Source organism: Bacillus cereus group sp. MYBK95-2 (assembly GCF_051915225.1).
GTDB lineage: Bacteria > Bacillota > Bacilli > Bacillales > Bacillaceae_G > Bacillus_A > Bacillus_A cereus.
This window is the reverse complement of sequence record NZ_JBQAEH010000002.1, coordinates 857,850-878,755: the sequence shown is the minus strand read 5'-3', so window position 1 is coordinate 878,755 and position 20,906 is coordinate 857,850. Positions and strand designations below refer to the sequence as shown.

Below are 20,906 nucleotides of genomic sequence, written 5' to 3'. Positions count from 1 at the left end.
TGAATACACCTAAACCTACTCCTACTTTCTGTATAATTATATTCTTATTGAGGAATTATTACTGTTCGCATAACGGAGACTTCCTCTCACATATAGCCAGTTCCTTAAGTTGTTAATAGATAGTGGATTATAATTATATCAATACCCTATCTTATAAGTTTGCCTTCCAATTTTTACTTTTCCATTATAAAATAAGAACGAATGTTCTTATTTTATTTGAATGGAGTGTAAATTTTGTTTCAATCGCAACCCTATTACAATACACAACTTGAAGACTATATCCAGCACTTGTACCAATCCTTATCTATTTTTGTTCCCGAGCAAATTGATATGATGGAGATTGCGAAAAAGCTAAACATTTTGCTGTACTTTGCTCCGTTTGGAAGTCATGCAATGGAAAGAAATCAAATAGCTAACTTAGTTATTGATAATCGTATCTCTCAGCAAGAACAATGGGAGGATTTTGGCCACGAGACTTGTCATATCCTATTTCATTCAGGTAATCAATTATTAATGCATCAAATGTTTCTAAATTATCAAGAAGCAAAGGCTAAAAACTTCGCACAACAATTTTGTGTACCTACTTTTATGTTACGAAAGCTTCCTCCCCTACAGTTAAAAGCATATATAATCTCAGAAAAGTTTAATGTAACAACACAGTTTGCTGAAAAAAGGCTTTTACATTATGAAAATCAATTATTAGCAAGTAAATTACAGAATCAAATATCACAATACTGTAATTTTCAAAAATAACGATTTAGGAGGTATTGAATATGAAAGGAAGTTTTCGTAAACGTGGAAATACGTGGTCTTTTACAATTGATATCGGTATAGATCCGGCCACAGGAAAACGCCAGCAAAAAAGCAAGAGTGGATTTAGAACAAAAAAAGAAGCCCAAAATGCTGCTGCAACGATGATTACAGAGATAGAGAAAGGAATATATTTTGATGACAAACAATTAACTGTTTTAGATGTGTGGGAAAAATTAAAGCCCCTTCGTAAAGCTGAATTAAAAATTACATCTTATGAAAAAGACATAAGCTTAGTTAAGCTCTATATCCTTCCCCCATTTAGTTATAAAAAAATTAAAAGTATTAAGTCCGTAATGATTCAAAGCTACTATGCTGAACTTAAAGAAAAAGGCCTGTCAAATGGTACAATCAGCAATATCCATCGCTGCTTCCGATGCATATTCAAACATGCAGTAGAATGGGAAATCATACATGATAATATAATGAATAAGGTTAAAAAACCACGTGAAGAGCAAGGTGAGATGAAAACATGGTCTAGCGAAGAATGTAATCGATTCCTCCAGTATCTAAAAGAAAAAAATATTAAGTACCATATGTTCTTCTTACTTGCAATCTATACAGGTATGAGACGCGGAGAATTACTTGCACTAACATGGAAAGATATTGACTTTGATAATAAACGTATCCTGGTTAATAAATCACTTGTAAAAACAGAAAAAGGACTATTTAAAGCTGCTACAAAAACTAAGTCCTCAAATAGAAGTATTAGTATCTCTTCTTTTGTTATAGGAAAGTTACAATCCTACTACTCCTATAAAAAGAAAGAATTTTTCCGTTGGGGTATACACTTGAATGAAGAGGCGTTTATTTTCACCGGCAATACGATACATTCGCCCTTACATATAGATGCTCCTCATCGCTTTTTGAATGATCACTATAAAAAAGCTGGTGTTCCTCGGATTCGTATACACGACTTACGACATACTCATGCTACACTTATGCTTCAGGCTGGAGAACATCCTAAAATCGTACAAGATCGCTTAGGACATTCATCTATTCAAATGACTTTAGACAAGTATAGCCACATCACACAGAACATGCAGCGACAAGCAGCAGAAAACTTCGAGAGCATAATAAAATCTAATGAAAACACCTGATAACAAATGAAAAGATTTAATGTGAGCAAAATGTGAGCATCGAGGAAAACCAACACTTATAAACCTTGATATAATAAGGTTTTCCATACTATATCGTTGAATCTTGGGAAAAAAATGAGCAGTTTTAAGGGTGTTTATTTTTAAAACATCAAAAATGCCAAATCCCTTATATCATAAAGGATTTGGCATTTTTAAGTATCTAGAACACTCGCTAAGTTTAAGGAGAACTTAACAGACATGCGTCCGGCATAATGCCATGTCCACACCCAAGGATCGGTTACATAAAATAACGTATCTAACATGGGAAGTCTATTGGTCTTTTCCCCTTATAGTAACACTCTCTTCTACTAAGACCTTTTCTTTCTAGGGCCTACAATTAATTTAATCGCTGTTCTTTCTTCATTATTGATAGAAATCTCTTGAAATGCTGGTACGAAGGCTAAGTCAATACCACTTGGAGCGACGAACCCTCTTGCAATCGCAATTGCTTTAATCGCTTGATTTATAGCTCCAGCCCCAATCGCTTGAATTTCCACATTACCACTTGTTCTTAGTACACCCGCTATTGCACCCGCGACTGAATTTGGGCTTGATTTTGAAGATACCTTTAATATATTTTCCATGTAAGTTGCTCCCTCTATTATTTAATCTCTCTTTCGTTACAATTTTAAATATTTTAGCGTATCTTTAATTACTATTCACACCAAAAACAAACGATGCTTCATATGTACATTATTCTATATTTTCTGACTTCTTCCTGCTCAGCTACGCAAATAAAAAAATAAACTGAATAACCTAATATACATACAGTTAAATGCCATAACTTCACCAAATGATAACATCCATACAGCGAAAGATAATATTGCTGTTTGTCAGACGAAATTAATATAGTAAAGTGAAACTTTAATGAGTGGGGGTTTTGTTCATCCCCACCTAACTTCTTTGCTTTCGCTGAATTTTGAGATGGGAGTCTTACTGCTCGGAAAATAGCGGGATAAACGTTTCCTCATTACTTCAATCTATTTAGAAATTCCATTTATTTTTCTATCAAATTATGAACCTTATCATCTTCAAAAGGTGTTACAGGTAATACCCAAATACTACATTTCATCATTTGACCACTTTATATTCCACATCTATCTCCTTTTATAGTACAAGCATACACGCCAATTGTGATTCACCTTCATAAACTACTATGTGGTTTAAATTTATTAAGAATAGGAGGTAATATATTGGGTTCATACTATCATTCTTCAAACTCGTATAAAAAATGTTCATGTGACCATTCACATAAACGAAGCTGTCCTGCATACGGAACTTTTTGGCAAACTGAATTTATAACTGTTCCTTTTGGCGATCCTTTTCCATTTAATCACGTTGGACCTTTAGCAGGAGGCGTTTCCTTACTAAATCCCACTACTATACACTTTAGACAAGCTGGTGATTATAGAGTTTCGTTCATTTCCAGTATTAATACTACTTTAAATCCTGTATTTCCACATATCCCAGTCATAACCATATTTTTAAATAATAATCCACTTGCTAATAGTCAAGGTGACTTCGCTATTCAAATGAATACTTCATCAAATAACGAATGTCTTCAACTTGTTGGCGAAACGATTGTTACAGTGCCTGCTAATTCAACTCTTCAACTTAGAAATAATAGTGGTTTTAATCGTCAAAGTATTGCAACTTGTGACAATGGTATAAATTCAGTTGAATTAACAGTTACAAAACTAAGTTAATATTATTTCTTTACATTCAGATGCTATTTCAGCATCTTTTTTTATTGAATAACAGTTTTCTTCGACTTTTATTATCTTTCATCACGCAAAAAAAGTGCAGAATTCTTTCTAACACAAGATTTCTGCACTTTTTTATTATACTTATTTATTCTTCCTTATTTCTCTACATAAACCGACTTAACAATCGTACGATTATATGATTTTCCTTCTTTATTCATCCCTTTTATATCCATCGTAACGTTATATACTCCCGGTTGTTTTATATCTTTCAAAGCACCTGTAAATGTATTCGTATTAACATTTTGTAATTCATTAAATTCAGAGACTAACTTACCTTCTTTATTAACGACTCTTACTGTTATGGAAAGATCCCCTTTCATTTCAGGTGCTACAGGTGATTTTTTCAGTTTATACTCAGGTTTATTTACTTTAACTTTTGTAGGCATTTGAAGAACAAATGGCGCGCCACCCTTGTAATCGCTTACAACTAAATATGCATCTTTCGACTGCTTCGCCATCATTTTGATTTTCCATTCGCCTACTTCCAATTTATCAAACTTAAATGTTCTAATTGTCGCCCCATTAAAGAAAGATTCGCCTTCACTAGTAGTTATAGCGCTATCTTTATTTGCATAGATTTTTCCTTTTGGAGATACCATTTGTACTTCAACATCAGAAGAAGCAGTTAGTACAGAAACTATTCCTTCAGCCTTTTTATCAACAGAAATACTTTGCTCTATCCACTGATTTTGTGGTAATTCGCCTCCTAAAATATTTTGATTTGAAGTTGTATTTAATTGTTCTAGATTTTCATTTGAACTAGTGCTGGATGCTACTAAAGCTGGTAATCCCACATTTGTCGTACGTAAATATGGTTCAATTCGTGCAAAAACAGCTGATCCTTTTCTTATATTGTCATGATCAAATCTGGAATCTGTAAATAAATGTGTACCGTACGATAGCTTGGCACTCCATTCATTTACTAGTCCATCATTTGAACCGTACGATGATAAATATAACCCACCCATAGATAATGCAGAAAATGTTGGCCCCCAGCTAGTTCCAGTAGCCGTATAGTAACGGTTTAATTTAGCTGCTGGGTTGTTATCTATTATTGAACGAAACTTTGCCATTTCACCTATTTGTAACGAGTACGTACCATCATCTTTTTGACCTAATATAGAAGCAAGCCACCCTGCCCACCAACTATATGACAAATCTGCTAAATTTGAGCCGTGATGCGGTGTAGCAAGTGTAATAACATTTCCAACAAATCGATTCGCACCATATTCAACTAATGCGGCTTGTGTATCAATACCACCTTTACTATGCGCTACAATATTAACTTTTTTACCGAAATGATTATATATTTCTTCCAGTTTTTGTGCTAACAATTTTCCGTTATCCCACTGACTAGCCGAACCTTTCCCCGCAGCATCATACAATTGTATAAACACTGTTTGATAGCCTGCTTTTAAAGCATAATCATACATATCATTTATATCATGATATACTGTCTTTCCATACCAACTATCAGCATTACCATTTCTTCCTTGTACAAAGAGAATTGGCGGTTTATTCTCATCATAATTAGCAGGTTTTTGGCCTAAAAACCATTCTCCAGGTGTGAATACTTCTGTATCAGGAAACCCCTTTCCAAGCTCTTTTACAACTTCTGCCTGTACATTTGTGCTAATCGTTGGAGCCATGATAAAAAATACAATTAGTAAGGCCACACATCTTCTCATCAGTCGCATATTACTCCCCCTATTTTTTTGAAAGAAGGTGTTCTTTATAATATTTTATATTTTCCCTTCCTTAATAATAGCTAATCTTTTATTTTAAAAAGATGTTAGCCCTATTTTTAGAAGGTTACTAGTTGTATACCCTCTTTCTTAACTCTCGTTATTCTCTTTGTTTCTACCTCTTCCTTTTGATAGAATACGACAAAAAAGTTTCTCAATAATTGTTTACTTAGCTACATCCAGATATTTTTTAAATCAATATTGTTTATATAAAGCATACAAATCTTGAAAAAATTTTAGTAAAAAAACATTTTATTACTAGTTAGTTATTTAAAAATATAATAAAGATCTGTACTTTCTTTTCATTAAATACAAACTAATTTTAAAGGAGCTTATATTATAAGACTTTCCTACGATTAAAAATTAAACTGAAATTTCAGAAAAAACAATCACATTTCCAGAAACATATATTATGATAATTTCCGCGCACTTGAATTAACTTTTTAGAAGTACTAACCTATCGGTGAGCAGAAGAAAATTCTGTAAAAAGAAAGGAGAATACTTTATGATGACCAATTTACAAAAGGAGTTTTTTAAACGCTTAAAAATTCCTGCAAAAGAAATAACATTTGATGATTTAGATGAAATTCTCTTAAAAATGGGAATGATTCTCCCCTATGAAAATCTTGATATTATGGCTGGTACTATTAAAAATATCTCAAAAGATAACTTAATAGAAAAGTTACTTATTCAAAAACGAGGTGGACTTTGTTATGAATTAAACTCCTTATTGTATTATTTTTTAATTGATTGTGGGTTTCAAGTATACAAAGTAGCCGGTACTGTTTATGATCTGTACGATAATAAATGGAAACCCGATGATGGTCATGTCATTATCATATTAAGTCATGAGGATAAAGATTATGTTGTGGATGCAGGTTTTGCATCTCATCTCCCTTTACATCCAGTCCCTTTTAACGGAGAAGTCATCTCCTCTCAAACAGGAGAATATCGAATTCGTAAGCGAAATACTCGAAAAGGTACGCATATTTTAGAAATGAGAAAAGGAGCTAACGGGGAATCTACAAGTTTCTTACAATCTGAACCTTCAAACGAATGGAAAATAGGCTATGCTTTCACTGTAGATCCAATAGATGAGAAAAAAGTGAATAACATTCAAAAAGTGATTGTAGAGCATAAAGAATCTCCTTTTAATAAAGGGGCTATCACTTGTAAATTAACTACTTATGGTCACATATCATTAACAAATAAAAATTATACAGAAACCTTTAAAGGCACTAAAAATAAACGACCAATAGAATCTAAAGATTATGCTCGCATTCTTCGTGAATCTTTTGGAATAACGCAAGAGAAATATGTAGGAAAAACACTAGAAAGAGGTTAGTTGACTACAAGTACTTCATAATAAAGCAGATTCTATATTTAGAATCTGCTTTATTTTATACTTTGTTATAAATTAATTTAATTTTGTTGTTACCCTTTAATTTTCAATTATATATTCATCATCATATTTATCGTATTGTAACCCTTTCCCTATCTTTGATTCTGTAACTTGATCTCTTAAAAACGGTGCAGCATCCATTTTGCTAGTTGCAATTTCAATTCCATATTTTTTCGTTAAATAAGCTAACTCTAGTAAAAACCACTCTCTTCGCAATGTAACTGGAATATCAAATGTTTTTCTTTTCATATATAATAGCACCTCTTTTATTTTCATAACTTAAAAACATCACTGGATGCACTTATTAAAACTACCTTTCACCGCTAACATCCAATGAAACATTATAGTATATGCATGTCCATTTCAAACGTGCTATCACAAATATGATATTTAAGTTTACATAATTATATTATGTAATAGTAGAAAAGGAAGGCATGTCCCTTCCCCTTCTACTATAGAGATTTAAATTAAGAACATCTTGGTACACCTAAAGCTAAAAATAAACCTGCTACTCCCGCAGTAATCGGTACTTTTAACGTAATAACATCGTCTACCTTCGTTACTAAAAAGTAAGCATTACCTTCTTGTAATATACAAGTTACCAACAATTGAAATTCCATTCAAATCTCCTCCTTTCAATCGATATACTATAATTTATGAAATCTCTTTCAAAACGTAATAGGATATATATCTATTTTTCCCTATATATAAAATAAATGTTTATAAGTCTAGTAAAAATATTAACTTTCTAAATTTATATAAAACGTGTAATATCCAATAAGTTCCTATATAATCAATAAGAAGAATCTTACAAATGGAGGTATAAAAATGACGATTTTAAGTAATATTGGTGCAGCTTTATTTTTTATTGCTTTTATTTTTTTAATCTTATGTATTATTTCATTCTTTAAGAAAAATGGAAAAGCAAAACAATATGGACGTCCTACCGTTATTCTTTTTATGATTTCTATTATATTAATAACGGCCGGTACAACAAAATCGGAACACCCCGTCGTCGAGTTTTTTTCTACTTTAAGTTTCATTCTATTTATATTCTTCCTTGTTCTAGCAATCTTATCTGTTATTAAGAAAACAGGTGTAGCGAAAAAACAATTTATTATTACAGCCGTATTATTTGTCATTTTTGTTGCGCTATCAGGTATTTCAGATTCTTCTTCTGAAAAAACGACAGCAACTAGTACAAAAGTTGCTTCTAACAATGAAGAACAGAAAGATAGCAAAAAGAAAAAAGAGGCGGACGAAAAAACTCAAAAGCAAGAAGATGAGAAGCGTCTAGCCGATGAACAAGCTCGTAAGCAAGAGGATGAAAAACGCCAGGCTGATGAACAAGCCCGTAAACAACAAGAAGAGCAAAAACGTCTAGCCGATGAACAAGCTCGTAAACAACAAGAAGAGCAAAAACGCCTAGCTGATGAGCAGCAACAAGAAGAGCAAAAACGCTTAGCTGATGAGCAAGCTCGTAAGCAACAAGAAGAGCAAAAACGTCAGGCTGATGAACAAGCTCGTAAGCAACAAGAAGAGCAAAAAGCACAGCAAGCTCAAACACAACCTGCTTCAGGAAATACTAGTAGTGCATATTACAAAAATTGTGCCGCAGTTAGAGCTGCCGGGAAAGCTCCTCTATATAAAGGACAACCAGGTTATGACTCACATCTTGATCGTGATGGCGATGGAGTTGCATGTGAAAAATAGTAGTAAAAAAGAAGCTTCTAGTAAGCTTCTTTTTTATTATCAGAAACTATTATGACGAATTCCCTCTCCCTCTTCCTTTTATAAAACTCATTTGATTATCCTTAAAATTGACACATTATAAGTGATTTCAATCACCACATTGTTTTTCATTTATCGCTATTCTTAATTCAGATATTACATTTAAACTTTATGGAGGCATTCATATGGAACATACATTTACTGAAACTTCTATTGTCGGTGAGATTGTTACACAATTTCCGAAAGCTAGTAATCTTTTTAAATCATATAGAATAGACTTTTGTTGTGGTGGTAATAAACCACTTATTGATGCAATTCATGAAAGAAATTTATCAGCAACAGAAGTACTTACAGAATTAAATACACTTTATAATAATACGAAACGATTAAATGAATCTGAAATTGATTGGAAAAATGCTTCTTATCGTGAATTGATTGATTATGTTATAAATAAGCATCATCGCTATTTAAATGAAGAATTACCACAGTTAAGTCCGTATGTGACGAAAGTATTACGCGTCCACGGAGCAAGTCAGCCTCACTTAGCTCAAATTCATAAGCTATTTCACGAATTAAAGATGGAATTAGAACAGCATTTAATTAAAGAAGAAACAGAAGATTTCCCATTAATTTTAGAATTTGAACAAAATCCAATTGACGAAAACTATGTGAAATTACGTAAAGTAGTAGATGAGTTGGAAAATGAACATAACCACGCAGGCAACATTATTAAAGAACTTCGTAAAGTTACAAATGACTTTACTCCTCCAGAAGGAGCTTGCGGTACTTATCGACTTGTTTACCAACGTCTTGAAGCGCTAGAGTCTGATTTATTTGAGTACATTCATTTAGAAAATAATATTTTATTTCCACGTGCCATTACGAGAGCATAAATAAAGAGCAGGACATGAGTATACATACTTATGTCCTGCTCTTTCATTTGGTAAAGACTATACACATCCCTCTCGAATAAATCCGAATTTTAACAATTTGTGAATCATTATAAAAATGTGATAAACATCACATCTCTTTCTTTTTTGATTTTCTATAATAAAAACATAATCCTTTGTTCAACATTTCACAGAAAAAGGGGAAACGAAAATGAAAAAACGTTTAGTTATGATCGGAAATGGTATGGCTGGCATACGCTGTATGGAAGAAATATTAAAACATGATAGTGATTCATATGAGATTACTATTTTTGGAGATGAACCTCATCCAAACTACAACCGTATTATGCTCTCTCATGTTTTACAAGGCAAAACAAATATGCAAGATATCATTATGAATGAATACAGTTGGTATGAAGAAAACGAAATAACTTTGTATACAAATGAAAAAGTTCAAAGTATTAACCGAGAAGAAAAAATTATTATTACAGAAAAGAATCGTACTCTTACATATGACAAACTCATTATCGCAACAGGTTCTAGTGCTTTTATTTTGCCTGTAGAAGGTTCCACTCTCCCTGGTGTAACAGGATTTCGAACAATTGAAGATACACAATTTATGATTGATACCGCTAATGAAAAGAAAAAGGCTGTTGTCATTGGTGGTGGGTTACTTGGTTTAGAAGCCGCAAGAGGTCTTATTGACTTAGGGATGGACGTACATGTTGTTCATTTAATGCCAAACTTAATGGAGCAACAACTAGATACGAAAGCAGCTTCTCTTCTGCGCGAAGATTTAGAAGCGCAAGGCATGAAATTTCTAATGGAAAAGAAAACTGTAAAAATTCTTGGTACAGACCATGTTGAGGGCATTCAATTTGAAGATGGTGAAGTTGTAGATTGTGATTTAATCGTAATGGCTGTCGGAATACGCCCAAATACGCAAATAGCAAAAGATGCTGGTTTAATTGTAAATCGCGGTATTGTAGTCAATGACTATATGCTAACAAATGATGAGTCCATTTATGCAGTTGGAGAATGTGCAGAGCATGACGGTATCGCATATGGACTTGTTGCTCCTCTTTATGAACAAGGTGCGATACTAGCAAAACATATAACAAATTTACAAACTGATGGATATTCGGGCAGTATCGTCGGTACGCAATTAAAAGTTGCAGGTTGTGATTTATTCTCTGCTGGTCAAATTTATGAAGATGATCAAACGAAAGCAATATCAATCTTTGATGAATGTAAACGTTCCTATAAAAAAGTATTAATTCGTGATAATAAAGTCGTCGGTATCGTTTTATATGGTGACACAGCTGACGGTACACGTCTCTTTAGCATGTTAAAGAAGGAAGAAGATATACAAGAATATACACCAGCTTCCCTTCTTCACAAAGCTGGTGAAGAAAGTGAATTTGACGTTGCTACAATGAGTGCGGATGACACGATTTGTGGATGTAATGGTGTTACGAAAGGTTCAATCGTTCACGCCATTTTAGAACAAGAGTTAACGACTTTTGAAGAAGTTAAAGGCTGTACGAAAGCCGCAGGTTCTTGTGGTAAATGTCGTCCACTTGTGGAACAAGTTTTATCTCATACACTTGGAGATGCTTTTGATGCCTCAGCGCAATCTGCCGGTATGTGTGGATGTACACCTTTATCCCGTGATGAAGTCGTAGCAGCCATTCACGAGAAAGGCTTAAAATCTCCAAAAGAAGTACGAAATGTTCTTGGTTTTGCACATGAAGACGGCTGTTCGAAATGCCGCCCTGCTTTAAACTACTATTTACGTATGGCGATTCCAGAAGAATATGAAGATGATAAATCGTCCCGTTTCGTTAATGAAAGAATGAATGGTAACATCCAGCACGATGGTACATTCTCTGTTATTCCACGTATGTACGGAGGCGTTACAACAGCTGATGATTTAATGAAAATTGCTGAAGTTGCGAAAAAGTACGATGTTCCTCTTGTGAAAATTACAGGTGCAAGCCGAATCGGCTTATATGGTGTTAAGAAACAAGATTTACCTAACATATGGGCTGACTTACATATGACTTCGGGATATGCATATTCAAAATCGCTTCGTAATGTAAAATCATGTGTTGGTTCTCGCTTCTGCCGTTTCGGTACGAAAGATTCATTAGGACTTGGTATGCTCCTTGAACAATCATTAGAAATGGTAGATACACCTCATAAAATGAAGATGGGTGTAACGGGCTGTCCGCGTAACTGTGCGGAAGTACTGACGAAAGATTTTGGCGTTGTTTGTGTCGAAAATGGATACCAACTTTATATTGGCGGAAATGGTGGTACAGAAGTACGTGAAGCTGATTTTGTAATGATTGTCCCTACTGAAGATGATGTCCTTCGCATCGCTGCAGCTTACATGCAATATTATCGTGAAACTGGTATTTACGGAGAGCGTACCGCCTACTGGACAGAACGTTTAGGCTTCGATCACATAAAAGAAATACTACAAGATGCAAGTATGGTTACTACGTTAAATGAACGTTTCCAAACAGCTCGTAGAACATATACGGAAGCATGGGGACAAGCACTAGAAACGAAATCATTAAAAGCGATGTATGAAGTAGAAACTGTGAAATAAGGAGCTGTGATCTAAATGATACACACGAAAGAAAAAATAAAAGTTATGCGTGCGGAAGATCTTGCTATTCAAATCGGTAAAGAAGTGCAAATGAAAGGTATGTCTATCGCCCTATTCCGCCTTTCAAATGGCGATATTCGAGCTGTAGAAAATCGTTGTCCTCATAAAAACGGACCGTTAGCAGAAGGGATTGTGTCTGGAGAATTCGTCTTTTGTCCACTGCATGATTGGAAAATCTCACTACTAACAGGTGAAGTTCAAAAACCTGATGACGGCTGTATTCAAACATACGAAGTAGAAGTTATTGACGGTGACATTTATTTATACATGTAATTTTCGAAAGGAAGCCTCCTCTGGCTTCCTTTTAAATAAAAATTGATGAGGTGCAATTATGAACGGATATGTATATTTAGTTGGTGCAGGACCAGGTGATGAAGGGCTTATTACAAAAAAAGCGATAGAGTGTTTAAAACATGCAGATATTGTTTTATATGACCGTTTACTAAACCCTTTCTTTCTTAGCTATACAAAACAAACATGTGAACTTATGTATTGCGGAAAAATGCCAAAGAATCATATTATGCGACAAGAAATAATTAACGCACACCTTCTTCAATTTGCGAAAGAGGGCAAAATTGTTGTCCGATTAAAAGGCGGAGATCCATCTATTTTTGGCCGTGTTGGTGAAGAAGCAGAAACTTTAGCAGCAGCAAATATTCCATATGAAATTGTACCAGGCATTACATCTAGCATCGCCGCTAGTAGCTATGCAGGTATCCCCCTTACCCACCGTAACTACAGTAATAGCGTTACTTTACTAACCGGACATGCAAAAGGTCCCTTAACCGATCATGGAAAATATAATTCATCTCACAATAGCGACACGATTGCCTACTACATGGGTATAAAAAACTTACCTACAATTTGTGAAAACTTACTACAAGCAGGAAAAAAAGAAGATACGCCAGTAGCAGTCATTGAATGGGGTACAACTGGTAAACAGCGCGTTGTCACAGGGACACTGTCTACCATTGTTTCTATTGTCAAAAACGAAAATATTTCTAATCCTTCTATGACAATTGTTGGTGATGTTGTTACTTTGCGGAATCAAATCTCTTGGAAAGAACGTAAACCATTGCACGGCAAGAAAGTTTTATTTGCAGCTGCAACAAATAAAAAAAGCGCAATAAAGCAAAAGTTACAAGAGTCCGGTGCAGAAATATATCAAATTCCAACTTTCAAAAAGAAAGAATACACAGTAACCTCTGAACAAATCAATAAGATTTTTAACGTTGATCGTCTTGTATTTTGTTCCGCTGACAGTGTAGACATCTTAATGCAATCATGCAGTAAATATCATAAAGATATTCGTTCCTTACAGGCAGAACTTCAGTATATGAACCTTTCTATTCAAGAAAAGCTCATGCAATATGGATTGTTCAGTAAACCTGCGCAATTTTCTTCGAATTCAACGATTTATTTAGGACGAAACATTAACCGAATTGCTGTTATTCAAGAAAAAATTGGTGCTGGTTCCTATATGATGACTCATGAGTATACAATTGATCATCGCTTCGATGAAATTCATTCACGTATTCTTTCTGAATTCTCATGGGATAGCATTGTATTTGAAGGTCGTGCTTCTATTGATACGTTTCTAGCAGAAATAAAACGCCTTGGCTTTATCAATATTCTTACTCTCCCATTCTCGTATACCGACGTTCCAACTTTACACTATGCAAATAAAGTTGGGTTTCATAACGTAGATCATCAATTACAAGAAACTCTTATGAAGAAAGACATGGTGAGACAATGAAAGGAATTGTATATGTTGGACATGGAAGCCGGCTACAAGAAGGTAATGAACAATTCATTCAATTTATTCAATCTGTTATGAAAGAGCGAAACGAAAGAATTCAAAAAATAGCTTTTCTAGAACTAACGACACCTACTATTTCGGATGCAGTTACAGAAACGATAATAGAGGGAGTAACTGAAATAATGATTGTACCTGTTTTATTATTTGCAGCAGCTCACTATAAACGTGATATTCCTTTGGAGATAGCGAAAATGAAAAATCAATATCCACATATCTCATTTTCAGTTGTACAACCTTTTAGTACGCATCCGCATATGGTTGAACTTGTAGTGAAAAGAATACGTGAAACTATGCCAATGCAAGGTAGTAGTGTTTTACTCGTAGGGAGAGGTAGTAGTGATTTTCAGCCGATACATGAGTTACAACAAATCGGAGCAGCTGTCGAACAAAAACTCAGTCTACCAGTATCATGCTCCTTTTTAACGAAAGGAACGCCCTCTTTTACTGCTGAGCTAAAGACTATAACATCAACTGCATCCCATGTATATGTCATGCCCTACCTTCTCTTTACCGGATTATTGCTTCAAAAAATTAAGTTGTATACAAAAAAATACGATCACGTGACGACTTGTAATTGCCTACAGTTTGATACATATATGAAATTAACATTGTTAGAACGAATGGAGGAATACATATATGATGTATAACATGTACCCTCTTATGTTTAATCTGCAAAATAAAGTGGTCGTTATCATTGGTGGAGGTAAAATTGCATATCGAAAAGCGTCTGGATTAAAAGATACAGGCGCTTTCGTCACCGTTATTAGCCCCGAGATTTGCGAGGAAATGAAAGAACTTCCTTATATTACTTGGAAGCAAAAAACTTTTAGTAATGATGATATTAAAGATGCTCATCTAATTTATGCAGCTACAAATCAACATGCTTTAAATATGATGGTCAAACAGGCCGCTCATGATTTCCAGTGGGTTAACGTTGTAAGTGATGGTACAGCATCATCGTTTCACACACCTGGTGTCATTCGAAATGATGAATATGTTGTCACTATTTCGACTTCAGGTAAGGACCCATCGTTTACGAAGCGTATGAAACAGGAATTAACTTCTGTCCTTCCTAAACTTATAAAAAGACTTTCTCGTACTCATAAAATGTAATCTATCACTTAGCTAAAATAGGAATTAACTGTGAACAAACGTTTTTTAGAGGCGTTTGTTCTTTTTGCTTTAGTTTCGTTTTTTAGGATCAGACAAACAATTGGACAAGAATCTGTGAAGAAAAATAACGGCAACAATTACGGACAAAAAAGCAGTTACTTGAGAGCAACTGCTTCAATACAGGTTTTATATTGGATATTCATTCAACCAAATTAGCGCTTGTTCATAATCATCAAAAAATCTCACAGATTCTTTCGTATTAGATTGTTGTAAATAATCCATTATCTCCCCCTCTTCAAGGAGAAATGCAATTGCCTTACTGTTATTCAAAATGATTTCATTGAAGAACTTCTCTTTCCATACTTTTTGAACAGAAAAATGATTTGGCGTGTATCCTTTTCTATCCACCAACAATTTGTATTTCCGCCCTTCAGAAATGAATTGCTGACAAACCCGCTCAAAACCATTAAACCATTCATACACATCATCTGTTTTTATATTGCCAACTAGATGGGTAACAATTATATCTCCTGAAACTGTTGTGCTGATATTCTGTTTACTCAACTTGGAATCCCCCTTAGTTACAATTTTGCGGAAAAACCGCATAAAATCAATAAAGAAAAATTTCTTACTTGACACTCCACCCCACCGCTATCAAACTAAGCTCATGTAACGTCAATTATAAGCGAAATTGTGTCTTTTTTCGCAAGTCTATATGTAGATGCTTTAAAGATTTTCATACGAAATCACCCGCAACGAGTTTCCTTTTTTTGAATTAAGCTACTTGATTATCAGACATGGTACAATTGTAAACGATACCCAATATATCATAGACTGTTTTCTTCTCATATCTATGGGATTTCCGCCATCATTTACCGCCTCAAATCTATTCGTTTTAACACGTATATTCAAAACAAAATATATGACAAATAAATAACGACAGTTACTGTAATAATGCTGAAAAGTGTTGAAAATAAAACGATTTGTGCATGTAATTCAGGCTCTATTTGATATTCCATAGCAATGGTTGATGTATTCCTTGAAGTAGGAAAAGAACTTGCAATAAATAATGATTGTGCAACAATACCATCGATGTTTAGTATGTATATTACGGCAAGTGCTAATAATGGTCCCATCAGTAACCTTCCAATTAAAGCCCATGTTATGACTCGATGGAAAAAATTAAGTTTAATGTTAGATAATTGTGCCCCTAGCAATATGAGTGCTATTGCAACAAAACCATTCGCAAGCTGATTAAGAGGTAGCAAGATAGAATTAGGTATTTGAATTGTAAAAGATTGAAAGAAAACCCCTAATACGAGTGCATGAAATACAGGCAGTCTTAGAAATGATTGAATAATACCTCCGATTGTTTTTGTTGCTGATAGTAAGTTATATATCCCATATGAATAAGTTAAAAGATTCTGGAAAATAACAATAAAAATTTGAATGGAAACCCCCACTGGATTGTGACTGAAAATCAATTGACTTACTGGTAACCCATAATTACCGGAATTCATTAACGAAATGCTATTTTTTAGAGCTGCACTTTCTCCTTTTTCTAACTTTAATATTTTTGAAATGAAATGACTTACTATGATCAGACTCAGACTATAAAGCATTAAATAGTATATTATCTGGAGCAACAAACCTGTTTCTATACGAATATCATATATATTCACAAATACAGCCGCTGGCATTAAGCAATAAGTAATAAGTGTAGATAGCTGCTTTAAGTTAAATTGGAACTTTCTTTGTAAGATTGCACCAATTAGCATCAATATTAATATCGGTAATATTACGTCTAATATAATAAATACAAACATTTAAAACCTCATTCTAAATATATTTTAGTTGGATTAAACGCTTTACTAAATGTGGACACATTTCATTCATCGGAAAACACCCTTAGTTCTCAATAATCAGAAAACTGAAATCGATAATATGAAAATGCTCATCAAAAATTCTTATTTCATTTCCCTCCCCTCTCTTTTCTTTAACATATCAAATATAACTCATAAAGAAAATTATGGATTATTTATACAAATTCATAATTTTATCTTATTGAACTAAACTGTATTCTTTAGTGTAGTACTTTTTTCACAATATCCGTTAGCCTTACCAAAAAATTTGGCCCTAAAAAAATCTGATACTGCAGTTACTATGCGAAGAATACTTAGATCAATCCCATACTTGTCGCTTAAACCACCTAACACACCTGATACTTGTTTATCTTGAGTGGACTTATATTTTTTTCATCTAAACATCCCGATTCAATTAAATATTTGCATTCTAAAAATGAGTTCGATCTTTAGAATAGATTTAAGATTTCCTTCACTAATCTACCCTTTAAATGAATAACTTTTGACTTCTATATTTTAAAATAAAATTCCATAAGCCTTCTGTTTTTCATTTTAAAAACACATTCTTATAGAAAACAAGCGTTTATTGAGATATCAATAAAAACATGTTGAAGCCTATTACTAAAAGAACCATCCCAATATACTTTGGGATGGTTCTTTTTCCTTATTAATGATTCTTTAACATCACTAACAATTTCTCTTGGCTATACATCCATACTGTAATAATTAAACAAGCAAGTGCGACTTCTGATAGCGCCATAAATCCAATTGCATAATGACCTGTTAATTGGAATAGTAATGTTAAAATTAGCGGTGGGAAGAATCCTCCTAGTCCACCTAAAGCTGATACGAGACCATTTACAATACCAGCTTGTTCTGAGAAATACATTGGAACGAGTTTGAAGATTGTACCATTACCAATCCCTGCACAAAATGCTACTAGTAAGCAACCAAATGTATACACGTTCATACTTGGCATAAACGATAAAATAATACCTGAAAGTGTTAAACCGATAAATACGAAGATTAATATTTTAAATGGATTAAACTTATCACCGAGCCAACCACCAATCGGGCGCATAATTGTTGCGAGTACGATGAATCCGGCTGTCCGCATACCTGCATCTACTTTCTCTAATCCGAAGTGAGATACTAGAAAGTTTGGTAAGTATACTGTAAATGCGACAAATGATCCGAATGTTAAAAAGTAAAAGATACATAAAAACCAAAGTTTCTCATTTTTATATACACCTTTTATTTGTTCCATTAGTGGTGTATTCACTTTTTTCTCCTTACGATCACCTAATAAAAAGTTCATAAGTGCAAACGCTGCAAGTAAAACTAAATAACATTGTACTGTCGTTCTCCAGCCAACTGAAGTTGCAATGACAGGTGCTAAAAACGAAGTAATTGCTGTTCCGGCGTTACCGACACCGTAAATACCATTTACAAAACCGTGACTCTCTTTCGGAAAGTATTTTGGTAAAGAAGTTACTCCTACAGAGAATACAGCACCACCGATTCCTACAAATAATCCACCAATAATTAAATCCATCATAGAATTGGCAACACTAATATAAAAAACAGGAAATAATAATAGAATAAAACTAATAAAGAATAATTTTCTTGCTCCGAAACGATTCGTCCAATAACCAATTGGAATACGAAGAATAGAGCCTAAAATAACAGGTACTGCTGTGACCATAGAAATTTGTCCCGCAGTTAATGGAATATCCGCTTTAATATAAGGCATTAATGATGATAAAATGACCCATACCATAAAACCGATAATTAGATTAGAAGTTTGTAAACTTAATTGAAAATTAGGACTTTTCATCCTGTTCCCTCCTATGTATGCATAGTTATATTCATTCTCTCCAGCCTAATCACGTCCTAACATGATTAGGCTGAAAAGAATCAACCACCACTTACTGGCGGAATCATTGCTACGATATCGCCAGTTTGAATGATGTCATTCTCATTTGCATACTCTTCATTTATCGCGACCATAATCTCGTTTGAAATTGCTATGTTGTATTTCTTAATGAGTACTTCCTTCAGCTTCGCAACTGTAATATTTTCACAATCTATGTGCAATGACGACTTACTTACTTCTTCCTGTAAATGTGCAAATAATAGCACTTCAATCATATTCTCATCTCCTTTCTAGGCTCACCATTTGCATATGTTACCCTCTCTAACTGATCACCTATCCATGACTCACCATCTTCCCAAAACTCTTTCTTCCAAATTGGAACAATTTGTTTAATACGCTCCATAATATATTCGTTCGCCTCATAGGCAGCTTTCCGGTGTGGTGTAGAAACAGCAACGACAACAGCAAGATCAGAAATTTGTAATGTACCAATGCGATGTGTAATAGCGACATATATCCCCGGCCAATTCTCTCCTACTTCAGTGCCAATTCTCTCAAGCTGTTTCTCCGCCATTGTCTTATAAGCTACATACTCTAAACAAAGTGTACGTCGACCTTTCGTAAATTCTCTAACAGTACCAATAAAAGTAGTAACCGCACCACACTCACGACGAATTACTTTGTTTGTAACTTCTTCAATTGAAATAGGTGTATCAATTACTTCATAATACGTATGTGTCATTTTGCACCTCTTATCTTTATATAAGTTAGCAACCTATTTTTCTATTACTTGTATGATCGAAGCGGCTCTTCCCACGGCCACTCACTTCCGTTGTTTGATTCTAATAACAGTACCGAAACAGTAATTCCAGCTTTAAATCCTCTCGTTCCCCCTGGCAAAACGATAAATGCATTCGCTTCTGCAAGTGAAGAAATTGCGCTAGATTTATCTAAACCAACTGGTGTAACTTGTAATTGCCCATCTACAATTTCCACTCTCCCTCTTACAAAACGAGTAAATGGGTTTGCTTTCGGAAAGTCTTTTTGTAAAATTGCCTCTGCACGATATATGTGCGAATCTTCCCTATGCAAGTATTTTCCAATCACTGGTCTAACATATAATTCACAACCGACATAACAAGCAGAAGGATTACCAGATAGACCAAATAGTAATTTTCCTTCTACCTCAGCTACAGTTGTCACACTTCCTGGTCGCATCGCTATTTTGTCAAAAAGTACATTAGCTCGTAATCTCTCATAGATGGCAGGTAAATAGTCATAGTCTCCTACTGAAACACCACCAGTTGTAATTAATATATCAACTTCTTTTATCGCCTTTTTTACAGTGTTATAACACGTCTCAAAATCGTCAGCGAATTGTCCATAATACCGTACAACTCCGCCTGCTCGTTCAATTTGCGCAGCTATCATATAGGAGTTACTATTTCGAATCTTCCCTGTCTTTAATTGTTCATGTACTTCAAGCAGTTCACTTCCTGTCGTTACAATTCCAATAACCGGCTGTTTTACAACGCGTACGGTACTATAACCAAACGTAGCAAGAAGTGCTGCTACTCCAGGATTAATAACAGTCCCTTTTTTCACCAGAATGCTATTTTGTTTTACATCTTCTCCTTTAAAAGAAATGTTATCCCCAGCAACAAAGGAGCGTTTCAATTTCATATAAGTCTTTTCGTTTTCTTCAAATCCTTCCGTTAGCTCTAACATAACTACTGTATTACACCCCGCAGGAATTGCCGCACCTGTCATAATACGGACAGCTTGAAATGCTTTCACATCTTCTGTAAAAACAAAACCTGCTCCAATTTCACCAATCACTTCAAACAGAATGGGATTACTGCTACTTGCTTCTTTCGTATCTTCTGCTCGAATCGCAAACCCGTCGTACGGAGAGCGATCAAAATGCGGGACATCATGATCTGCAATAACATCTTTTCCAAGCGTTCTACCGTAGCTTTCTATAAGAGAAACCTCTTCTATTTCACCCTGATAAGCATATTCCATTACTCGTGCAACTGCTTCTGCCACTGGAATTGGATTACGTTTTAATAACAT

At 34.3% G+C, this 20,906-nt stretch carries 21 protein-coding genes and 1 pseudogene; 11 read left to right on the top strand and 11 right to left on the bottom strand.

All coding sequences use genetic code 11. The features are described from left to right. The first annotated feature begins 234 nt into the window (after positions 1–234). Together ACTFN4_RS11480 and ACTFN4_RS11475 are read left to right on the top strand one after the other, a co-directional pair. Positions 235–753 carry an ImmA/IrrE family metallo-endopeptidase gene (locus tag ACTFN4_RS11480; protein WP_400154594.1) on the top strand — a complete coding sequence of 173 codons (519 nt, stop codon included), beginning with the start codon at positions 235–237 and terminating at the stop codon, positions 751–753. 20 nt (positions 754–773) lie between these two features. Beyond that, complete coding sequence (locus ACTFN4_RS11475; RefSeq protein ID WP_400154593.1) at positions 774–1,910, top strand: tyrosine-type recombinase/integrase; 1,137 nt, start codon at positions 774–776, stop codon at positions 1,908–1,910. A 347-nt stretch (positions 1,911–2,257) separates the two neighbouring features. On the opposite strand, the gene ACTFN4_RS11470 is transcribed toward ACTFN4_RS11475, so the two are convergent. After that, positions 2,258–2,533 (bottom strand): stage V sporulation protein S, encoded by a 276-nt coding sequence (locus ACTFN4_RS11470; RefSeq protein WP_000427801.1) that lies wholly within the window; start codon positions 2,531–2,533, stop codon positions 2,258–2,260. A gap of 609 nt (positions 2,534–3,142) precedes the next feature. Between ACTFN4_RS11470 and ACTFN4_RS11465 the strand changes: the two genes are divergently transcribed. Further along, positions 3,143–3,655 carry a hypothetical protein gene (locus tag ACTFN4_RS11465; RefSeq protein ID WP_000536147.1) on the top strand — a complete coding sequence of 171 codons (513 nt, stop codon included), beginning with the start codon at positions 3,143–3,145 and terminating at the stop codon, positions 3,653–3,655. A gap of 155 nt (positions 3,656–3,810) precedes the next feature. On the opposite strand, the gene ACTFN4_RS11460 is transcribed toward ACTFN4_RS11465, so the two are convergent. Continuing rightward, complete coding sequence (locus ACTFN4_RS11460; protein ID WP_001238705.1) at positions 3,811–5,412, bottom strand: esterase/lipase family protein; 1,602 nt, start codon at positions 5,410–5,412, stop codon at positions 3,811–3,813. 553 nt (positions 5,413–5,965) lie between these two features. Here ACTFN4_RS11460 and ACTFN4_RS11455 point away from each other — a divergent pair. Then, positions 5,966–6,805 carry an arylamine N-acetyltransferase family protein gene (locus tag ACTFN4_RS11455; RefSeq protein ID WP_000988903.1) on the top strand — a complete coding sequence of 280 codons (840 nt, stop codon included), beginning with the start codon at positions 5,966–5,968 and terminating at the stop codon, positions 6,803–6,805. Positions 6,806–6,901: 96 nt separating this feature from the next. Here ACTFN4_RS11455 and ACTFN4_RS11450 read toward each other — a convergent pair whose 3' ends face one another. Then, positions 6,902–7,111 carry a hypothetical protein gene (locus tag ACTFN4_RS11450; protein WP_000824197.1) on the bottom strand — a complete coding sequence of 70 codons (210 nt, stop codon included), beginning with the start codon at positions 7,109–7,111 and terminating at the stop codon, positions 6,902–6,904. A gap of 218 nt (positions 7,112–7,329) precedes the next feature. Then, complete coding sequence (gene exsG / locus ACTFN4_RS11445; protein ID WP_000395679.1) at positions 7,330–7,482, bottom strand: exosporium protein ExsG; 153 nt, start codon at positions 7,480–7,482, stop codon at positions 7,330–7,332. Between the two features lie 208 nt (positions 7,483–7,690). On the opposite strand from exsG, the gene ACTFN4_RS11440 reads away from it, so the two are divergent. The 7 genes from ACTFN4_RS11440 to ACTFN4_RS11410 all read left to right on the top strand — a co-directional run bounded on the left by ACTFN4_RS11440 (position 7,691) and on the right by ACTFN4_RS11410 (position 15,092). Beyond that, positions 7,691–8,575: an excalibur calcium-binding domain-containing protein gene (locus tag ACTFN4_RS11440; protein ID WP_439962308.1), complete on the top strand. Its 885-nt coding sequence runs from the start codon at positions 7,691–7,693 to the stop codon at positions 8,573–8,575. Positions 8,576–8,778: 203 nt separating this feature from the next. Then, positions 8,779–9,486 (top strand): iron-sulfur cluster repair di-iron protein, encoded by a 708-nt coding sequence (ric, locus tag ACTFN4_RS11435; RefSeq protein WP_439962307.1) that lies wholly within the window; start codon positions 8,779–8,781, stop codon positions 9,484–9,486. 208 nt (positions 9,487–9,694) lie between these two features. Beyond that, on the top strand, positions 9,695–12,100 hold the full coding sequence (gene nirB, locus ACTFN4_RS11430; protein ID WP_017673376.1) for an NADPH-nitrite reductase large subunit: 2,406 nt from the start codon (positions 9,695–9,697) through the stop codon (positions 12,098–12,100). Between the two features lie 15 nt (positions 12,101–12,115). Continuing rightward, complete coding sequence (gene nirD / locus ACTFN4_RS11425; protein WP_000581982.1) at positions 12,116–12,433, top strand: nitrite reductase small subunit NirD; 318 nt, start codon at positions 12,116–12,118, stop codon at positions 12,431–12,433. A 58-nt stretch (positions 12,434–12,491) separates the two neighbouring features. Next, positions 12,492–13,916: a uroporphyrin-III C-methyltransferase gene (locus ACTFN4_RS11420; protein ID WP_439962306.1), complete on the top strand. Its 1,425-nt coding sequence runs from the start codon at positions 12,492–12,494 to the stop codon at positions 13,914–13,916. After that, positions 13,913–14,626, top strand: a complete 714-nt coding sequence (locus tag ACTFN4_RS11415; protein WP_439962305.1) for a sirohydrochlorin chelatase — start codon at positions 13,913–13,915, stop codon at positions 14,624–14,626. The genes ACTFN4_RS11420 and ACTFN4_RS11415 overlap by 4 nt, the downstream gene beginning before the upstream one ends. Then, on the top strand, positions 14,619–15,092 hold the full coding sequence (locus ACTFN4_RS11410) for a precorrin-2 dehydrogenase (RefSeq protein WP_000282589.1): 474 nt from the start codon (positions 14,619–14,621) through the stop codon (positions 15,090–15,092). Before ACTFN4_RS11415 ends, ACTFN4_RS11410 begins: the two co-directional genes overlap by 8 nt. 186 nt (positions 15,093–15,278) lie before the next feature. Here ACTFN4_RS11410 and ACTFN4_RS11405 read toward each other — a convergent pair whose 3' ends face one another. The 7 genes and pseudogenes from ACTFN4_RS11405 to ACTFN4_RS11375 all read right to left on the bottom strand — a co-directional run bounded on the left by ACTFN4_RS11405 (position 15,279) and on the right by ACTFN4_RS11375 (position 20,906). Continuing rightward, on the bottom strand, positions 15,279–15,698 hold the full coding sequence (locus ACTFN4_RS11405) for an STAS/SEC14 domain-containing protein (RefSeq protein ID WP_074553699.1): 420 nt from the start codon (positions 15,696–15,698) through the stop codon (positions 15,279–15,281). A gap of 302 nt (positions 15,699–16,000) precedes the next feature. Beyond that, positions 16,001–16,918, bottom strand: coding sequence for an AEC family transporter (locus ACTFN4_RS11400; protein WP_119683251.1), 918 nt, complete (start codon positions 16,916–16,918; stop codon positions 16,001–16,003). A gap of 300 nt (positions 16,919–17,218) precedes the next feature. Further along, positions 17,219–17,347: pseudogene (locus ACTFN4_RS11395) on the bottom strand (PspC domain-containing protein); the annotation flags it as partial. Between the two features lie 274 nt (positions 17,348–17,621). After that, the gene (gene narK / locus ACTFN4_RS11390; RefSeq protein WP_000841841.1) at positions 17,622–18,791 is read right to left on the bottom strand and encodes a nitrate transporter NarK; all 1,170 of its coding nucleotides are present in this window, start codon (positions 18,789–18,791) and stop codon (positions 17,622–17,624) included. An 80-nt stretch (positions 18,792–18,871) separates the two neighbouring features. Beyond that, positions 18,872–19,105, bottom strand: coding sequence for a molybdopterin converting factor subunit 1 (gene moaD, locus ACTFN4_RS11385; protein WP_000573688.1), 234 nt, complete (start codon positions 19,103–19,105; stop codon positions 18,872–18,874). Further along, the gene (gene moaE, locus ACTFN4_RS11380; protein WP_000149962.1) at positions 19,102–19,572 is read right to left on the bottom strand and encodes a molybdopterin synthase catalytic subunit MoaE; all 471 of its coding nucleotides are present in this window, start codon (positions 19,570–19,572) and stop codon (positions 19,102–19,104) included. The genes moaD and moaE overlap by 4 nt, the downstream gene beginning before the upstream one ends. A gap of 44 nt (positions 19,573–19,616) precedes the next feature. After that, positions 19,617–20,906 carry a molybdopterin molybdotransferase MoeA gene (locus ACTFN4_RS11375; RefSeq protein ID WP_088322224.1) on the bottom strand — a complete coding sequence of 430 codons (1,290 nt, stop codon included), beginning with the start codon at positions 20,904–20,906 and terminating at the stop codon, positions 19,617–19,619.